The 14,330-nt window shown below is 68.0% G+C and carries 12 protein-coding genes; 10 read left to right on the forward strand and 2 right to left on the reverse strand.

Annotated features, from left to right (window positions below; all coding sequences use genetic code 11):
* The first annotated feature begins 303 nt into the window (after nucleotides 1-303).
* The 10 genes from IQ216_RS14130 to IQ216_RS05155 all read left to right on the forward strand — a co-directional run bounded on the left by IQ216_RS14130 (nucleotide 304) and on the right by IQ216_RS05155 (nucleotide 11,182).
* A complete protein-coding gene (locus IQ216_RS14130) occupies nucleotides 304-924 on the forward strand; it encodes a ferrous iron transport protein A (protein ID WP_370566593.1) in 621 nt (206 codons plus the stop codon).
* Nucleotides 917-3,004 (forward strand): Fe(2+) transporter permease subunit FeoB, encoded by a 2,088-nt coding sequence (gene feoB, locus IQ216_RS05120; RefSeq protein WP_228007092.1) that lies wholly within the window; start codon nucleotides 917-919, stop codon nucleotides 3,002-3,004. Before IQ216_RS14130 ends, feoB begins: the two co-directional genes overlap by 8 nt.
* Entirely contained in the window at nucleotides 2,959-3,297 is a 339-nt protein-coding gene (locus IQ216_RS14135; protein ID WP_228007091.1) for a nucleoside recognition domain-containing protein, read from the forward strand. The genes feoB and IQ216_RS14135 overlap by 46 nt, the downstream gene beginning before the upstream one ends.
* A gap of 12 nt (nucleotides 3,298-3,309) precedes the next feature.
* Entirely contained in the window at nucleotides 3,310-3,579 is a 270-nt protein-coding gene (locus IQ216_RS14670; RefSeq protein WP_193814354.1) for a FeoC-like transcriptional regulator, read from the forward strand.
* A 296-nt stretch (nucleotides 3,580-3,875) separates the two neighbouring features.
* On the forward strand, nucleotides 3,876-5,429 hold the full coding sequence (gene ggpS / locus IQ216_RS05130; RefSeq protein ID WP_228007162.1) for a glucosylglycerol-phosphate synthase: 1,554 nt from the start codon (nucleotides 3,876-3,878) through the stop codon (nucleotides 5,427-5,429).
* Nucleotides 5,426-6,718, forward strand: coding sequence for an ABC transporter substrate-binding protein (locus IQ216_RS05135; RefSeq protein WP_370566610.1), 1,293 nt, complete (start codon nucleotides 5,426-5,428; stop codon nucleotides 6,716-6,718). The genes ggpS and IQ216_RS05135 overlap by 4 nt, the downstream gene beginning before the upstream one ends.
* Complete coding sequence (locus IQ216_RS05140) at nucleotides 6,715-7,584, forward strand: carbohydrate ABC transporter permease (protein ID WP_186698069.1); 870 nt, start codon at nucleotides 6,715-6,717, stop codon at nucleotides 7,582-7,584. Before IQ216_RS05135 ends, IQ216_RS05140 begins: the two co-directional genes overlap by 4 nt.
* The gene (locus IQ216_RS05145) at nucleotides 7,581-8,417 is read left to right on the forward strand and encodes a carbohydrate ABC transporter permease (RefSeq protein WP_193814606.1); all 837 of its coding nucleotides are present in this window, start codon (nucleotides 7,581-7,583) and stop codon (nucleotides 8,415-8,417) included. Before IQ216_RS05140 ends, IQ216_RS05145 begins: the two co-directional genes overlap by 4 nt.
* On the forward strand, nucleotides 8,414-9,403 hold the full coding sequence (locus IQ216_RS05150) for an ABC transporter ATP-binding protein (protein WP_193814607.1): 990 nt from the start codon (nucleotides 8,414-8,416) through the stop codon (nucleotides 9,401-9,403). The genes IQ216_RS05145 and IQ216_RS05150 overlap by 4 nt, the downstream gene beginning before the upstream one ends.
* Before the next feature lie 69 nt (nucleotides 9,404-9,472).
* Complete coding sequence (locus IQ216_RS05155) at nucleotides 9,473-11,182, forward strand: alpha-amylase family protein (protein WP_193814608.1); 1,710 nt, start codon at nucleotides 9,473-9,475, stop codon at nucleotides 11,180-11,182.
* Here IQ216_RS05155 and IQ216_RS05160 read toward each other — a convergent pair.
* Both IQ216_RS05160 and IQ216_RS05165 read right to left on the reverse strand, forming a co-directional pair.
* Nucleotides 11,143-12,708 carry a glycerol-3-phosphate dehydrogenase/oxidase gene (locus IQ216_RS05160; RefSeq protein ID WP_193814609.1) on the reverse strand — a complete coding sequence of 522 codons (1,566 nt, stop codon included), beginning with the start codon at nucleotides 12,706-12,708 and terminating at the stop codon, nucleotides 11,143-11,145. The genes IQ216_RS05155 and IQ216_RS05160 overlap by 40 nt on opposite strands.
* Nucleotides 12,708-14,252, reverse strand: a complete 1,545-nt coding sequence (locus tag IQ216_RS05165; protein WP_193814611.1) for a glycerol kinase GlpK — start codon at nucleotides 14,250-14,252, stop codon at nucleotides 12,708-12,710. The genes IQ216_RS05160 and IQ216_RS05165 overlap by 1 nt, the downstream gene beginning before the upstream one ends.
* Nucleotides 14,253-14,330: the final 78 nt, after the last annotated feature.

Consider the following 14,330-nt stretch of genomic DNA (forward strand, 5'->3'; position numbering starts at 1 on the left):
AAACTGGCCCACCCGCCTTGAGATGGCCGCCGGAACCACAACGTGATTGACGCGCCGCGACAGCCTGGTCACGATCCCGATCCCCGCTGCGATCTCAGGCTCCAGCGGGCTTCCGAACAACCACTCTCTACCGGTCAACCAGATTGACGCCACCCGTCAACCTGATTGACACGGGACAGCTAAACAAGGTGTGTGGTTCAGGAGTAGAGGTCTGCATTGCCCCGCTCTGATATCGGCAAAGGTGTGGCTGCCCTGCGGCGGTGGAGCTCCTGGCCCGGGCTCTGGCGCTCTGCCGCGGCGTACGTGAAACCAGGCGATCCAGCCAACCCATCCAGCCTCGATGCGTCGTCGTTTCTGCTCGCTGAGGCTTGCCTGGAGGAACCGCTCTGGGTTGTGGAGGTGAGCGCCCAGGCCGAGCTCAGGGACAGGTTGATCAGCATGGGCCTGCATCGGGGTCGCTCACTGCGGGTGGTGATGCGCGCTGCCCGCGACTCCCATCTGGTGGCGGTCGCCAATGCCCGCCTGGCACTGGATGGGGCAATGAGCCGAGCCATCCGGGTCCGCCGCTCAGCCGTCGAGATCGCCCCGGAAGCGCCGTCAAGCTCCATTCCATCGCTCGCTTCATCCATGGACATCTCACCCCAGAGACCCACGCAGCAGCCCGGCTCAGCGCCCCCGGTGGATCAGGTGCAGCTGCAGACCCTCCCCGCAGGCAGCCGCGGCCGTGTTCAGGGGTATCGGCAGGGCTCGAGAAGTTACCGCCAGAAACTTCTGGCCATGGGCCTCACTCCTGGAACCGAGTTTGAAGTCACTCGCCATGCCCCAATGGGCGATCCGGTGGAATTGAAAGTGCGGGGATTCTCACTCATGCTGCGCAAGCATGAAGCTGACATGTTGATCGTTACGGTGCTACGCCATGCCTGAAGCCATCATCGCCCTTTGTGGCAATCCGAATTGTGGCAAGACAACCCTGTTCAACGAGCTGACTGGCACCAATCAGAGGGTTGGCAATTGGCCCGGAGTCACGGTCGAGCGCAAGGAAGGCCTGCTCGAGGTTGGCTCCATGCCGGTGCGGCTCGTGGATCTGCCTGGTATCTACTCGCTTGACCTGGCTGATTCCCAGGGAGGCCTCGATGAAAAGGTGGCCAGGGATTACCTGACCTCCGGCAAAGTGAATCTGATCATTAATATTGTTGATGCCTCGAATCTGGAGCGGAATCTCTATCTCACTGCCCAGATCATGGAGATGCGTCTCCCCATGATCGTGGTGCTCAACATGATCGATGTGGCCGAAGAGGCGGGCTTCGCCACCGACAGCGTCGCCCTCTCCGAGCGACTGGGATCCCCGGTCGTTCCGCTGGTGGCCGCAAAGGGCATCGGGGTGGAGAGCCTCCTGCATGGCGTGGAGCGTGAGCTGCAGAGCCCGACGCCACCCCGGCCCTATGTGGCCTACCCGCCAGTGGTGGAAGATGCCATTGCCGCCCTGATGCCCCAGCTCGGCTGCTTGAGCGCCGCTGTGGGCGCCGGCAGCCTCACGCCGGACCACCGCTGGCTGGCCCTCAAGCTTCTGGAGGGCGGTTCCCAGGGCGAGACCCTGCTAACCGGCCGGCGCGAGCTGAGCCAGCAGGTGGCGAGCCATCGGCGCCGCATCCGCCAGGTTCTCCAGGAAGACATCGATGTGGTCTTCGCCGACAGCCGCTACGGCTGGATCCGGCAGCTGGTCTCTGGCGTGGCCAGGCAGACCCGTCTCGTCAGCCGCAGTGTGTCAGACCGGATCGATCAGGTGGTGCTGAACCGGTGGCTGGGGATCCCCATCTTCCTGTTGGTGATGTATGCACTCTTTCTGGTGACGATCAACATCGGTGGAGCATTTATTGATTTCTTTGACATTGCTGCGGGCACCATCTTCGTGGATGGATTCGGCGCCCTGCTGGCTGCGGCTCAGATGCCTGAATGGCTGATCCTGATCCTTGCCGGAGGTGTCGGTGCCGGCATCCAGACTGTAGCCACGTTCATTCCCATCATTGGAATCCTGTTCCTTTTTCTGGCCATCCTGGAGGATTCGGGCTACATGGCCCGGGCGGCCTTCGTGATGGATCGCTTCATGCGCTTGATCGGCCTGCCAGGCAAATCATTCGTACCCATGCTGATCGGATTTGGCTGCAATGTGCCTGCCATCATGGCCACCCGTACGCTTGAAAACAGGCGCGATCGGTTGCTCACGATCATGATGAATCCCTTCATGTCCTGTGGGGCGCGACTGCCGGTCTACGCGCTATTCGCTGCGGCCTTTTTCCCTTTATCCGGTCAGAATGTGGTGTTTGGTCTTTACCTCATCGGTATTGCCATGGCCGTGCTCACCGGCCTGATCCTGAAAACCACCATCCTGCGTGGCCAGGCATCCCATTTCGTCATGGAGTTGCCGGCCTACCACATGCCCACCATCACAGGGGTGCTGATCCGAGCCTGGGAGCGGTTGAAAAGCTTCATCATGCGGGCCGGAAAAGTGATTGTGATCATGGTGATGGTGCTCAGCATCCTCAGTTCAGTGGGTGTTGATGGCAGCTTTTCCAATGAGAACAGTGATCGATCTGTGCTCAGCAGTGTCAGCCGATCGATCACTCCTGTCTTCAGCCCTCTCGGCATCCGTCAGGAGAACTGGCCGGCCACGGTGGGAATTTTCACGGGTGTGTTTGCCAAGGAGGCCGTTGTGGGCACCCTTGATGCGCTCTATTCCACGCTTGGGGCTCAGGATGATGCGGCCCGAGGCCTCGCTCCCCAGGCCGACGACGACTTCCGCTTCTGGGATGGCCTGGCCGAGGCGGTCGCCACCATTCCAGCCAACCTCTCGGAGGTTCCCGCCATGCTGCTCGACCCCCTGGGATCACTGTGGGTGATGTCAGCAACGTGGATTCAGCGGCCGAGGCGCAAGCGGTTGGGGTGGGAACGTTCGGAGCCATGGCCACCCGCTTCAACGGCAGGATCGGAGCTTTTGCCTACCTGATCTTTGTGCTGCTCTACTTCCCCTGTGTGGCCGCCATGGGTGCGGTCTACCGGGAAACCAACGGGGGCTGGACAGCCTTTGTTGGCCTCTGGACCACGGGTCTGGCCTACGCCGCATCCACCCTCTTCTATCAGGTGGGAACCTTTGCCAGCCATCCGCGCCTGTCCATGGGCTGGATTCTGGCCGTCATGGTGGCTGCTGCCCTCACCATTCTCGGCTTGAAGGCCATCGGCCCCCGGGCCGTGGACCCGGAGCGCGAGCGGCTGAATGATGCCTCTGCCCAAGCCCTCTGAGATCCAGATCCTGTGATTCTTAGTCTTCTCAAGAATTACTTACGAGACCATCGAGCGGCTTCGCTCACCCAGATGGAAGCCAGCCTGGGTGTACCAGCTGACGCTCTGCGAGGCATGTTGGATCTGCTTGAGCGTAAGGGCCGGGCCCAGCGCCTGCCTCGTGCGCAGCGCTGCCATGGCTGCACACTTTGCGACGAGAAAGCATTGGAGTTCTACCGCTGGATGGGCGACACGGATGTGCCGGCTCAGAGGCCCTGTCAGCAGGAGCAGTGTCCTCAGTGAGTCTCGCTGGAGATCGCTTCTGCATCATCCTTGCCGCCCATCGATCAGCTTGATGTGACTCTGCCCAGCACACTGATGAAATCAGCGACGCACAAGCGGCGATGAAAAGCGCTTGACAAAGTGGTACGCATGATCTAGTATCGAACGTTAGATTCGACTCAGCAAATCTTTTTCGGCGCGCAGCGCTGGCGACGCGATCAGGCCCTCGGCCTGCCTGGTGAACGCGCTGATCCCAGGCTCGTCCCACGCTGATCCGCCATGCGGCCCACACCCTTCAGTCCAGCGATCTCCTGTTGATGCCAGTGTCCCAAGCCATGCGTGCCACATCCAGTCCGACCACGCCCAGCACCCTTGAGCGCTCGGCTTCCAGCCAGGCCTTCGGCGGCAGCAGCTTTGTGCTGGTGTACCACCGCTCTCCTTACGACCTGAAAACCGCTGCTGATGGAAGTACTGAGTTTGTCGACCAGAAGAGCCCGAACGGCATCATTCCCACCCTCCGCAACCTGTTTCTGGAGGAACGCTCCGGCACCTGGATTTCCTGGCGCCAGGATGAAGACGCGGTCAATGCTGCTGATGAACGGCTCACCGTTCCATCGGCCAACCCGTTCACGCTGCGACGGCTGCCGCTCACTGAAACGCAGATCTCAAGCTTTTATCATGTCACTTCGAAGGAATCCTTCTGGCCTATTCTTCACAGCTTTCCAGGCCTTTTCAGTGTTGATAACTCAGACTGGGACACCTTCGTAGGCGTCAACCAGTCGTTTGCCCGTGCGGCCTGTGAGGAGGCGGCGGAAGGGGCCACGATCTGGGTGCACGATTACAACCTCTGGCTGGCCCCAGCCCAGATCCGGGCCCTCCGGCCCGATGTGAGGATCGCCTTTTTTCACCACACACCCTTCCCCTCCAACGACGTGTTCAGCATCCTGCCCTGGCGGGATGAAATTCTCGACAGCCTGCTCTGCTGCGACCTGGTGGGCTTCCACATTCCCCGCTATGCCGACAACTTCTCCCGCACCGCCATCAATCTGCGCGGCGCCCGCTGTGGGGATCCCGTGCCTGTGGCGGTCAAGTTCCGCCACCATGGCAGTGCCCTGGCCCAGCCCACGGTGTTGCCCTGGTTGGAGCACAACGGCCGTCGGGTGCATATCCAGGCCTCACCGGTTGGCACCTCTCCGGATGTGATTCGTGAGCTGAGAGACAGCACCGAGGTGCAGACGATGGCGACCCAGATCTCCGAGCAGCATGCCGGCCGCAAGTTGATCATCTCGGCCTCCCGGGTGGATTACACCAAGGGCAACGAGGAGATGCTGCTCTCCTACGAGCGGGTGCTGGAGCAGCAGCCCCAGTGGCATGGCCGGGTGGAGCTGTTCCTCGCCTGCGTGGCCGCCGCCAGTGGCATGCGCATCTATGAAGACATCCAGCGCTCGGTGGAAGAGATCGTGGGCCGCATCAATGGCCGCTTCGGCCGCATCGACTGGACCCCCGTGCGCCTCTCCACCCGCCGCACCCCCTACGACGAGCTGGTGGCCTGGTTCAGCCAGTCGGATGTGTGCTGGATCACGCCGCTGCGGGACGGCCTCAACCTGGTGGCGAAGGAATACGTCGCCGCCCGCCAGGGCCAGGGCGGGGTGCTCGTGCTCTCGGAGTTCTCCGGAGCCTCGGTGGAACTGGAAGACGCCGTGGTCACCAACCCCTATTCCCACCGCAGCATGGACGCGGCCATCGTCGCCGCCCTGGAGATGCCCCTGGAGGAGCAGAACCAGAGAATGGCCTCGATGTCGGAGGCGGTGGAGGAGTTCACCGTGCAGCACTGGGCCGAACAGCAACTGGGCACCCTGCGCGCGATTTGAGCCTCCCCTCCAGACGCTGGCTCCTGGCCCTCGGCCTGATGCTCGGGATGGTGGTCGCCCTGGCTGGGGGCGTGGGTGGCTGGCGCAGCCTGGCCGGTGCTCAGGAGCCCACCACGGTGCGGGTGCTGATGCCCGCTCCCTTCGCCGATGCCACCGCCGAGCAGGTGGCGGCCTTCAACCGCGAGCACCGCGATCTGCGCATCGCCGTGACCCGGGGCCCCTTTGAGACTGAGTCGGTGTCGGATCTGGCCATCAGCAGCCTGCTGCTGGGGGACAGCCCCTACGACCTGCTGCTGATGGACGTCACCTGGACGGCCAAGTACGCCGCCGCCGGCTGGTTGCTGCCCCTCGACGACTGGCTCGGCTCCGAGGCCCTCGAGCCTCTCGCCCCGGGCGCCCGCGCCGGCAACCGCATCGATGGTCGCCTCTGGCGCCTGCCCCTGGTGGCCGACATGGGCCTGCTCTACTGGCGCACCGACCTGATGGACGCCCCGCCCCGCACGCCCGCCGAGCTGGTGGCCGTGTCCGAGCAGCTGCAGCGCCAAGGCCGGGTGCGCTGGGGCTACGTGTGGCAGGGCCGCCAGTACGAAGGCCTCAGCTGCGTGTTCCTGGAGGTGTTGCACGGCTTCGGCGGCGCCTGGCAGGCCGACCAGCCCGGCATGGGGTTGCTGACACCCGCCGCCGATCAGGCCGCCGCCTGGATGCGCTCCCTGATCGACACGGGCGTCAGCCCCGCCGCCGTGGCCAACTTCGCCGAACCGGAGGCCCTGCAGAGCTTCGAGGCCGGCGACGCCGCCCTGATGCGCAACTGGCCCTACGCCTGGCAGGAGCTGCAACGGCCCCAGAGCGCCGTGGCCGGCAAGGTGGGCGTCACCACCATGGTGGCCGAGCCCGGTCAGACCTCCGGCGCCACCCAGGGCAGCTGGGGACTCTCGGTGCTGGCCGGCACGCCCCATCCCGCCGAGGCCGTGCAGGTGCTGCAGGCCCTCAGCGGCGCCGAGAGCCAGCGCCAGCTGGTGCGGCGCTGGGGCTACACCCCCACCCTCACCGCCCTGTTCGACGACCCGGAGCTGGTGCTGGAGCGCCCCCTGCTGCCCGTGCTGCAGCAGGCCCTGGAGGCCGTGGTGCTGCGTCCGATCAACCCCGGCTACGCCCAGCTCAGCGACATCGTGCAGCGCCAGCTCAGTGGCGTGATCACCGGCGACACCCCGCCGGCCCAGGCGATGGACCGGGCTGGGCGAGCCAGCCAGCAGCTGCTGCAGGCGAGCGGCCAGGCGGCGCTGCGATGAGTGCGGCCCTCGCCCTGCTGCTGATCGCCCCGGCGCTGCTGCTGCTGCTGGCCGTGTTCGTGTGGCCGATCCTGGACTACGCCTGGCTGAGCCTGCAGGCCCAGTCAGTGTTCACGGGTCTGGAGCCCGTGCCGGTGGGGCTGGCCAACTGGCAGCGGCTGCTCGGCGACGGCCGCTTCTGGCAGGACGCCGCCCAGACCCTGCGCTTCGCGGTGGTGTCGGTGGGACTGGAGCTGCTGCTGGGGCTGGCCATCGCCCTGCTGCTGCACCAGCGCTGGCGGGGCCGGGGCCTGGTGCGCAGCCTCAGCCTGCTGCCCTGGGCCCTGCCCACCACCGTGATGGCCCTGGGCTGGCGCTGGATCTTCAACGACCCCAACGGGCCGATCAACGGCCTGCTGCAGACCATCGGCCTGCCGAGCCTGCCCTTCCTGGCGTCGCCCCAGCTGGCCTGGCTGGCCGTGGTGCTGGCCGATGTCTGGAAAACCACTCCCTTCGTGGCCCTGCTGCTGCTGGCCGGGCTGCAGAGCATTCCGGCCGATCTCTACGAGGCCCTGGCCCTCGAGGGTGGCCGCCCCTGGCAGGCCCTGCGCTGGATCACCCTGCCGCTGCTGCGCCCCTACATCTTCATCGTGCTGCTGTTCCGCCTGGCCCAGGCCCTGGGGGTGTTCGATCTGGTGGCCGTGCTCACCGGCGGCGGCCCCGCCAGCAGCACCGAGAGCCTGGCCCTCTACGCCTACCTCAATGCCATGCGCTTTCTCGACTTCGGCTACAGCGCCACGGTGATGCTGGGCATGTTTGCTTTGCTGCTGGCCTGCGCCCTGGCCCTGGTGCTCAGCCAGCGCCGGCGGCGGGAGGGCGCGGCATGAGCCAGGCCCCTTCCCCCCGTCGTGGTCGCCTGGCCCTGGTGGCGCTGCTGCTGATCTGGAGTCTGGCGCCCATGCTCTGGCAGCTCTACACCTCCCTGCGCACCCCGGAGGCCCTGCTGGCCGGCGCAGCGGCCCTGGGCCGCGGCTGGACCCTGGCCAACTACGGCGCCGTGCTGGGCAGCGATCCCCCCTTCTGGCGCTACCTGCTCAACAGCACCGTGGTGGGGGCCCTGAGCACCCTGCTCACCCTCGCCCTCGCCATCCCCTGTGCCTATGCCCTCAGCCGCCGCGGCGGCCTGCTGCGACTGCTGGTGGGCGGTGGCCTGCTGGCGGCGGCGGTGTTCCCCTACGTGCTGCTGTTTCTGGCCCTGCTGCAGGTGGCGCGGCAGCTGGGGCTGGCCAACAACCTGCTGGCCCTGTGCCTGCCCTATGCCGGTCTGTCGCTGCCCCTGGCCCTGCTGCTGCTGCAGGCGGCCTTTGCGGAGCTGCCGCGGGAGCTGGAGGAGAACGCCGTGCTGGAGGGCTTCAGCCTCTGGCAGCGGCTGCGCTGGATCCTGCTGCCGCTGATGGGGCCCTCGGTGGTGAGCACGGCGCTGCTGGTGTTCCTGTTCAGCTGGAACGAGTTTCCGATCGCTCTCACCTGGCTCAGCCGCAGCGAGTTGCTCACCCTGGCGCCGGCCATGGCCCGCATCGCCGGCTCCTCGGTGTTTACGGTGCCCTACGGCGCCTTCGCCGCCGCCACCGTGCTGGGTAGCGTGCCGCTGCTGGCCCTGTTGCTGCTGTTCCAGCGCCAGATCGTGGCCGGCCTCACCCAGGGAGCGATCAAGGGATGAGCAGCGCACCAGCCCCTGCCCTGCGCCTCGAAGGCCTGGAACGCCGCCTCGGCCAGCGCTCGATCCTGGCGGGCATCGACCTACGGGTGGAGCCGGGCGAGTGTGTGGCGCTGCTGGGGCCGAGCGGCTGCGGCAAGAGCACGATCCTGCGGCTGATCGCCGGCCTCGATCAGCCCGATGGCGGCCGCATCCTGCTGGGTGAGCGCGACATCACCGCCCTGCCGGCCGGGCGGCGCCAGGTGGCCATGGTGTTCCAGAGCTATGCGCTCTACCCGCACCTGAGCGTGGCCCGCAACCTCTCCCTGGGCATGGAGCTTCGGGGGGTGTCGCGGCAGCAGCGGCAACTGGAGATCGCCCGGGTGCTGGCCATGCTGCAGCTGGAGGACCAGAGCCAGCGCCGCCCCGCCGACCTCTCGGGCGGCCAGCGCCAGCGGGTGGCCCTGGCCCGGGCCCTGCTGCGCCAGCCGCGGGTGTTCCTGCTGGATGAACCGATGAGCAACCTCGATGCCCAGCTGCGCGAGGAGCTGCGGCCCCAGCTGCGAACGATCCTCTGCGGCAGCCAGGCTCCGGTGGTGTACGTGACCCACGACCAGCAGGAGGCCATGGGCATCGCCGACCGCATCGCCGTGCTGCAGCAGGGACGCCTGCAGCAGTGCGGCACGCCCCAGGAGCTCTACGGCACGCCTGCCAACGTGGCGGTGGCGCGCTTCATCGGCCGACCCCAGATCAACCTGCTGCCGATGCAGGACGGCATCCTGGTGGGCATCCGCCCCGAGCACCTGTATCCAGTCACCGAGGGCGGTCTGCCGGTGCAGGTGCTCAGCCGCGAGTGGCACGGTGCCAGCCAGCAGCTCACGCTCAGCAGCCCCCACGGCGAGCTGCGCTGGACCTGCGAGGGCAGCCAGCCGATCGCCAGCACGCTGCAGCTGGGCTGGGACCGGCGCCACGAACATCGCTTCCAGCAGGCCAGCGGGCTGCGCTGCTGAGGCCCGGGTGCTGGCGCTGGCGGCCATTTGCGCTTAAACCATGACAGAGCGAGAGGGTCTGGATGCCTGATGCCTGATCCGGTGGCGCACTGGTGGGAAGGCTGTGTGATCTACCAGTTGCTGCCGCGCAGCTTTGCCGATGCCAACGGTGACGGCATCGGCGATCTGGCCGGCATCAGCGAGAGGCTGCCCTACCTGAGCTGGCTGGGGGTGGACGCGATCTGGATGACGCCGATCTACCCCTCTCCGCTCAAGGACGGCGGCTACGACATCACCGACTTCAAGTCGATCCACCCTGATCTGGGCTGCATGGCCGACCTGCGCCAGCTGCTGGAGCGGGCTCATCGGCTCGGCATCAAGGTGGTGCTCGATCTGGTGCTGAACCACACCAGCGTGCTGCACCCCTGGTTCCAGCGGGCCCGCTGGGCGCCGAGCGGCAGCTCCGAGCGCGACTTCTACGTGTGGCGGGATCGCGACGACGGCTACGCCGACGCGCCCGTGCTCTTTCGCCACTACGAGCGCTCCAACTGGGAGTGGGATGAGGTGGCGGGCCAGTACTTCCTGCATCGCTTCCTGCGCCACCAGCCCGACCTCAACTACGCCAACCCCGCCGTGCAGGAGGAGATGCTGGCGGTGGTGGACTTCTGGTTGGAGCAGGGGATCGACGGCTTCCGACTCGACGCGGTGCCCTTCCTGTTCGAGGAGGAGGGCAGCCGCTGCGAGGGCCTGCCTGAGACCCACGCCTTCCTGCGGCGGGTGCGGCAGCGGGTGGACGCCTGCGACCGCGACGTGCTGCTGCTGGCCGAAGCGATTCAGCCGGTGCAGGAGTCGGCCCCCTACCTGGCGGAGGGGGAGCTGCATGCGGCCTTCGAGTTCGCCCTCACCGCCCACCTGTTCGCGGCGGTGGCCCAGGGGCGCTGCGACCAGCTCTACACCTGCCTGCGCGAGGCCCAGAACGCCGTACCTGGCTGCCGCTGGGCCCTGCCCCTGCGCAACCACGACGAGCTGTGGATGGGCGATGGCCACCTGGTGAGCGATGCGGTGGTGGAGGCGGTGTGCACGGGCTTCCCCAACGCCGAGGGCCACTGGCTGAACTGGGGCATCAACCGTCGGCTGGCGCCGATGCTCAACGGCGATGCACGCCCCAACACCCTCCTGCACAGCCTCATCTACAGCCTGCCCGGCATCCCCTGCCTGTACTACGGCGATGAGCTGGGCATGGGCGACTGGCCCGGGCTGCGCGACCGCGATGCCAACCGCACGCCGATGGCCTGGACTCGGGACCGAGCCGGCGGCTTCTCCACAGCGCCCGATCCCCTGCTGGTGCTGCCGCCGATCACGGCCCCCGGCTACGACTACCGGGTGGTGAACGTGGCCGTGCAGCAACAGCTCTCCGGCTCCCTGCTCAACTGGCATCACCGCATGCTCACCAGCCGCCAGCAGTTGCCGGCCCTGCGGCTGGGGGATTTCCAGCTGCTGGAGAGCGACCATCCCTCCGTGTTGAGCTACGCCCGCAGCACCGCCGACATGACCATGGTGGTGGCGGCCAATGTGTCGGCCACGGGCGCCTCCACCCAGTTGGATCTAGACCAGTGGCGGGGCAGCCGCATGCGCGAGGTGGTGTGGGGCTGTGAGTTCCCCGCCGCCAGTGACAGCTGGTTCATCTATCTCCCCGCCTACGGCTTCTTCTGGTGGCTCGTGGGCGAGACATGCATGGTGTCCGACGCTGAGGAGACGCCTCAGCCCGACAGGGCGGAGCCGGTGGCCGGCAGCTCCTGATCCAGCAATCGCTGGACCTCGGGCCGCAGTCGTTCGGCCTCGGCGCTGTCCACGAAGCCGAGGCGGCAGCGCCGCCAGAGCACGTCGTCGCTGCTGCGGGCCCACTCGTGGCGCACGGCGTGGCGTACTTCCGCGGCGGTGAGTGGAATCACCGGGCTCAGGGGTTCCCTTTCCTGGGCCGAGGCGGCGCAGGCCAGCACCGCCTCGGCCTCTAACCCGTGGCTGGCCAGCAGATGCTGCACCAGGGCCGGTGGGTGCACAGCGCCGAGGCGCTGCTCCAGGGCGGCCAGCCCCCGGCGGGTGGACTCAGGCTCCTCTTCGGCACCAAGGATGGGCGTGGGTCCGGCGGGCTCCGCCAGGGGACGGCCCAGCTGGGCTGCCACGGCCTTCAGGCCATCGAGGGCCATGGGGCGGCAGGTGGTCCACTTGCCGCCCATCACGCTGATCAGTCCGGAGGGGAGCTGCTCCACCTCGTGCTCGCGCACCACGGTGGAGGTTTCCGGGGCTGCACCCGCGGCAGCGGGGCTGGCGGCGCTGGCCGGGCGCAGCAGGGGGCGGGCGCCGGCCCAGCGGCTGCACACCTGCGGCTCTCCGTGCTGGGGGAACCAGCGCCGCACGTAGCTGAGCAGGTAGGCCTCCTCCTCGGCGCTGGGGGCGTTGGCCTCCCCGACCGGGCAGGAGGTGTCGGTGGTGCCCACCAGGGTGCGGCCGAAGAACGGCAGCACGAACAGCACCCGGCCGTCGTCGGTGGCGGGAATCAACAGGCCGGTGCCGCCGGGGCAGAGGTTTCCCTTCAGCACCAGGTGGATGCCACGGCTGGCCTGCAGCCGCGGGCCCTGGTCGGGATCGGCCATGCGACGGATCGCGTCGGCGCCGATGCCCGTGGCGTTGAGCACCACCCGGGCCTGCAGCTCGCGGCGCTCGCCCGTCTGCAGGTCTTCCACCACCGCGCCGCTGAGGCGGCCCTGCTGGCGCAGCAGCTCCACCACCCGGGTGCGGGTGTGCACGCTCGCGCCGAGGCCCGCGGCGGTGCGGGCGATCAACAGGTTGAGCCGGGCATCGTCGAACTGGCCATCGCTGTAGGCCACGCCGCTGTAGCCGGGAGCCAGCTCGGGCAACTGCTGCTGCACGGTGCCGCGGGCCAGCCAGCGGCTGGCGCCGATGCCGCGGCGCCCGGCCAACAGGTCGTAGAGCCCCAGGCCGATGCCGTAGTAAGCCTGCTGAATGAAGCCGGCGGTGGGCAGCAGCAGCTCCAGCCGGTGGGCCAGAAACGGCACCGCTTCCAGCCAGTGGCCCCGCTCCCCCAGTGCCTCCCGCACCAGCTGCAGCTGGCGCCAGTCCAGGCGGCGGAAGGCCAGTTCCAGGTAGCGCACGCCGCCGTGCAGCAGCTTGGTGCTGCGGCTGCTGGTGCCCTGGGCGATGTCGCCCGCCTCCACCAGGGTCACCGAGAGGCCACGGCGTACGGCCTCAAGCGCCACGCTGGCCCCGGTGGCCCCGCCACCGATCACGAGCAGATCCACGGTCATCAGGCTGCTCCGGAAGGGGTTACCACTTGGGCCTGCTGCAGGTCGGGTTCATGCCAGTGCAGGCTGCGCTCCACGGCGGACCGCCAGCGCTGCTGCCGATGTTGGCGCTGCTCCGGGCTGATCGCGGGCTCGAAGCGCCGGGCACCGGGGGCCTCGGCCAGGTCGCTCCAGGCGCCCAGGCCCTCCAGCTCTCCAGCCTGCACCCCGGCCAGCAGGGCCACGCCCCGCGCCGTGCTCTCCAGGTCGGCCCGGCGCCGCACCGGCAGGCCGGTGGCATCGGCCTGGGCCTGGAGCAGCAGATCGGCGGCTGCGGCTCCGCCATCGGCAGCGAGCTCCTGCAGGGGCTCGCCCAGGGCCTCTTCGGCCAGCTCCACCAGGGTGGCCACCGCCAGGGCGATGCCCTCCAGGGTGGCCCGGGCGAGCTGGGCCGGGCCGGTGTCGCGGCTGAGGCCGATCAGCAGGCCCCGCGCCGCCGGATCCCAGTGGGGCGTGCCCCAGCCGGTGAAGGCGGGCACCAGCATCACGCCGCCGCTGCTGCTGCAGCTGGCCGCCAGGGCGTTCACCTGGTCGGAGCGCTCGATCAGCTGCAGGCCGTCGCGCAGCCACTGAATGGCGGTGCCGGCGTTGAAAAGGCTGCCCTCCAGGCAGTAGGTGGGCCGGCCGGCGGCATCGGTCCAGCCGACGGTGCTGAGCAGGCCGGCGTCGGAGCGCTGGATCGTGGCGCCGGTGTTGATCACCAGGAAGGCGCCGGTGCCGTAGGTGCACTTGCCCTCGCCGCTGGTCAGGCAGCTCTGGCCCAGGGTGGCGGCCTGCTGGTCTCCCAGCACCGCCGTGATCGGCACGCCGGCAAAGGGCAGCCCCGCCGCGATCGTGCCGAAGGCGGCCTGGCTCGGCAGCAGTTCCGGCAGGGCGTCGGGCGGCACCCCCAGGTTGGAGGCGAGCTCGAGATCCCAGCGCAGCTGCTCCAGGTCCATCAGCAGGGTGCGGCTGGCATTGCTGCAGTCGGTGGCATGGCGTCCGCACAGCCGCCACAGCAGCCAGCTGTCCACGGTGCCGAAACACAGCTCCCCGGCCGCCGCTGCCGCCGCCGCCGCCGGCAACTCCCGCAGCAGCCACACAATCTTGCTGGCGCTGAAGTAGGGGTCCACCAGCAGGCCGGTGCGCTGGCGGATGGTGGCCTCCAGCCCCTGCTGCTTCCAGGCGGCGCAGAGGGCGGCGGTGCGGCCGTCCTGCCACACGATCGCAGGGGCCAGCGACTCCTGCGTGCCCCGGCGCCAGAGCACGGTGGTTTCACGCTGGTTGGCGATCCCGCAGGCCACCACGGCGCGGCGCTGCTCCGGGCTGATCGCCTGCTCCAGCTGCTGCAGGGCGGCCAGCTGGCTCTGCCAGATCGCCTCCGGGTGCTGCTCCACCCAGCCATCCGCCGGGTAATGGCACTCCAGGGGGGCACCGCAGCAGGCCACCTGCTGGCCCTGGTGGTCATACAGCGCCGCCCTGGAACTGGTGGTGCCCTGGTCGATGCTCAGAAAGAGGGCAGAACCCATGCAGCCACCTGTTTTGAGTTTGGTAGCACAACAGGCCGGGCTGAACCCAGGGATCCACCCGGCCGCAAGGAAGTGCAA

Origin of the sequence: Cyanobium sp. LEGE 06143 (assembly GCF_015207535.1) — a bacterium.
Classification (GTDB): domain Bacteria; phylum Cyanobacteriota; class Cyanobacteriia; order PCC-6307; family Cyanobiaceae; genus NIES-981.

What these genes read in the sequence shown, in the direction of transcription:
- feoB (WP_228007092.1), top strand. Translation starts at nt 917, where the DNA reads ATGCCTGAAGCCATCATCGCCCTTTGTGGCAATCCGAATTGTGGCAAG.
- IQ216_RS14135 (WP_228007091.1), top strand. Translation starts at nt 2,959, where the DNA reads ATGGCCACCCGCTTCAACGGCAGGATCGGAGCTTTTGCCTACCTGATC.
- ggpS (WP_228007162.1), top strand. Translation starts at nt 3,876, where the DNA reads ATGCCAGTGTCCCAAGCCATGCGTGCCACATCCAGTCCGACCACGCCC.
- IQ216_RS05140 (WP_186698069.1), top strand. Translation starts at nt 6,715, where the DNA reads ATGAGTGCGGCCCTCGCCCTGCTGCTGATCGCCCCGGCGCTGCTGCTG.
- IQ216_RS05145 (WP_193814606.1), top strand. Translation starts at nt 7,581, where the DNA reads ATGAGCCAGGCCCCTTCCCCCCGTCGTGGTCGCCTGGCCCTGGTGGCG.
- IQ216_RS05150 (WP_193814607.1), top strand. Translation starts at nt 8,414, where the DNA reads ATGAGCAGCGCACCAGCCCCTGCCCTGCGCCTCGAAGGCCTGGAACGC.
- IQ216_RS05155 (WP_193814608.1), top strand. Translation starts at nt 9,473, where the DNA reads ATGCCTGATCCGGTGGCGCACTGGTGGGAAGGCTGTGTGATCTACCAG.
- IQ216_RS05160 (WP_193814609.1), bottom strand. Translation starts at nt 12,708, where the DNA reads ATGACCGTGGATCTGCTCGTGATCGGTGGCGGGGCCACCGGGGCCAGC.
- IQ216_RS05165 (WP_193814611.1), bottom strand. Translation starts at nt 14,252, where the DNA reads ATGGGTTCTGCCCTCTTTCTGAGCATCGACCAGGGCACCACCAGTTCC.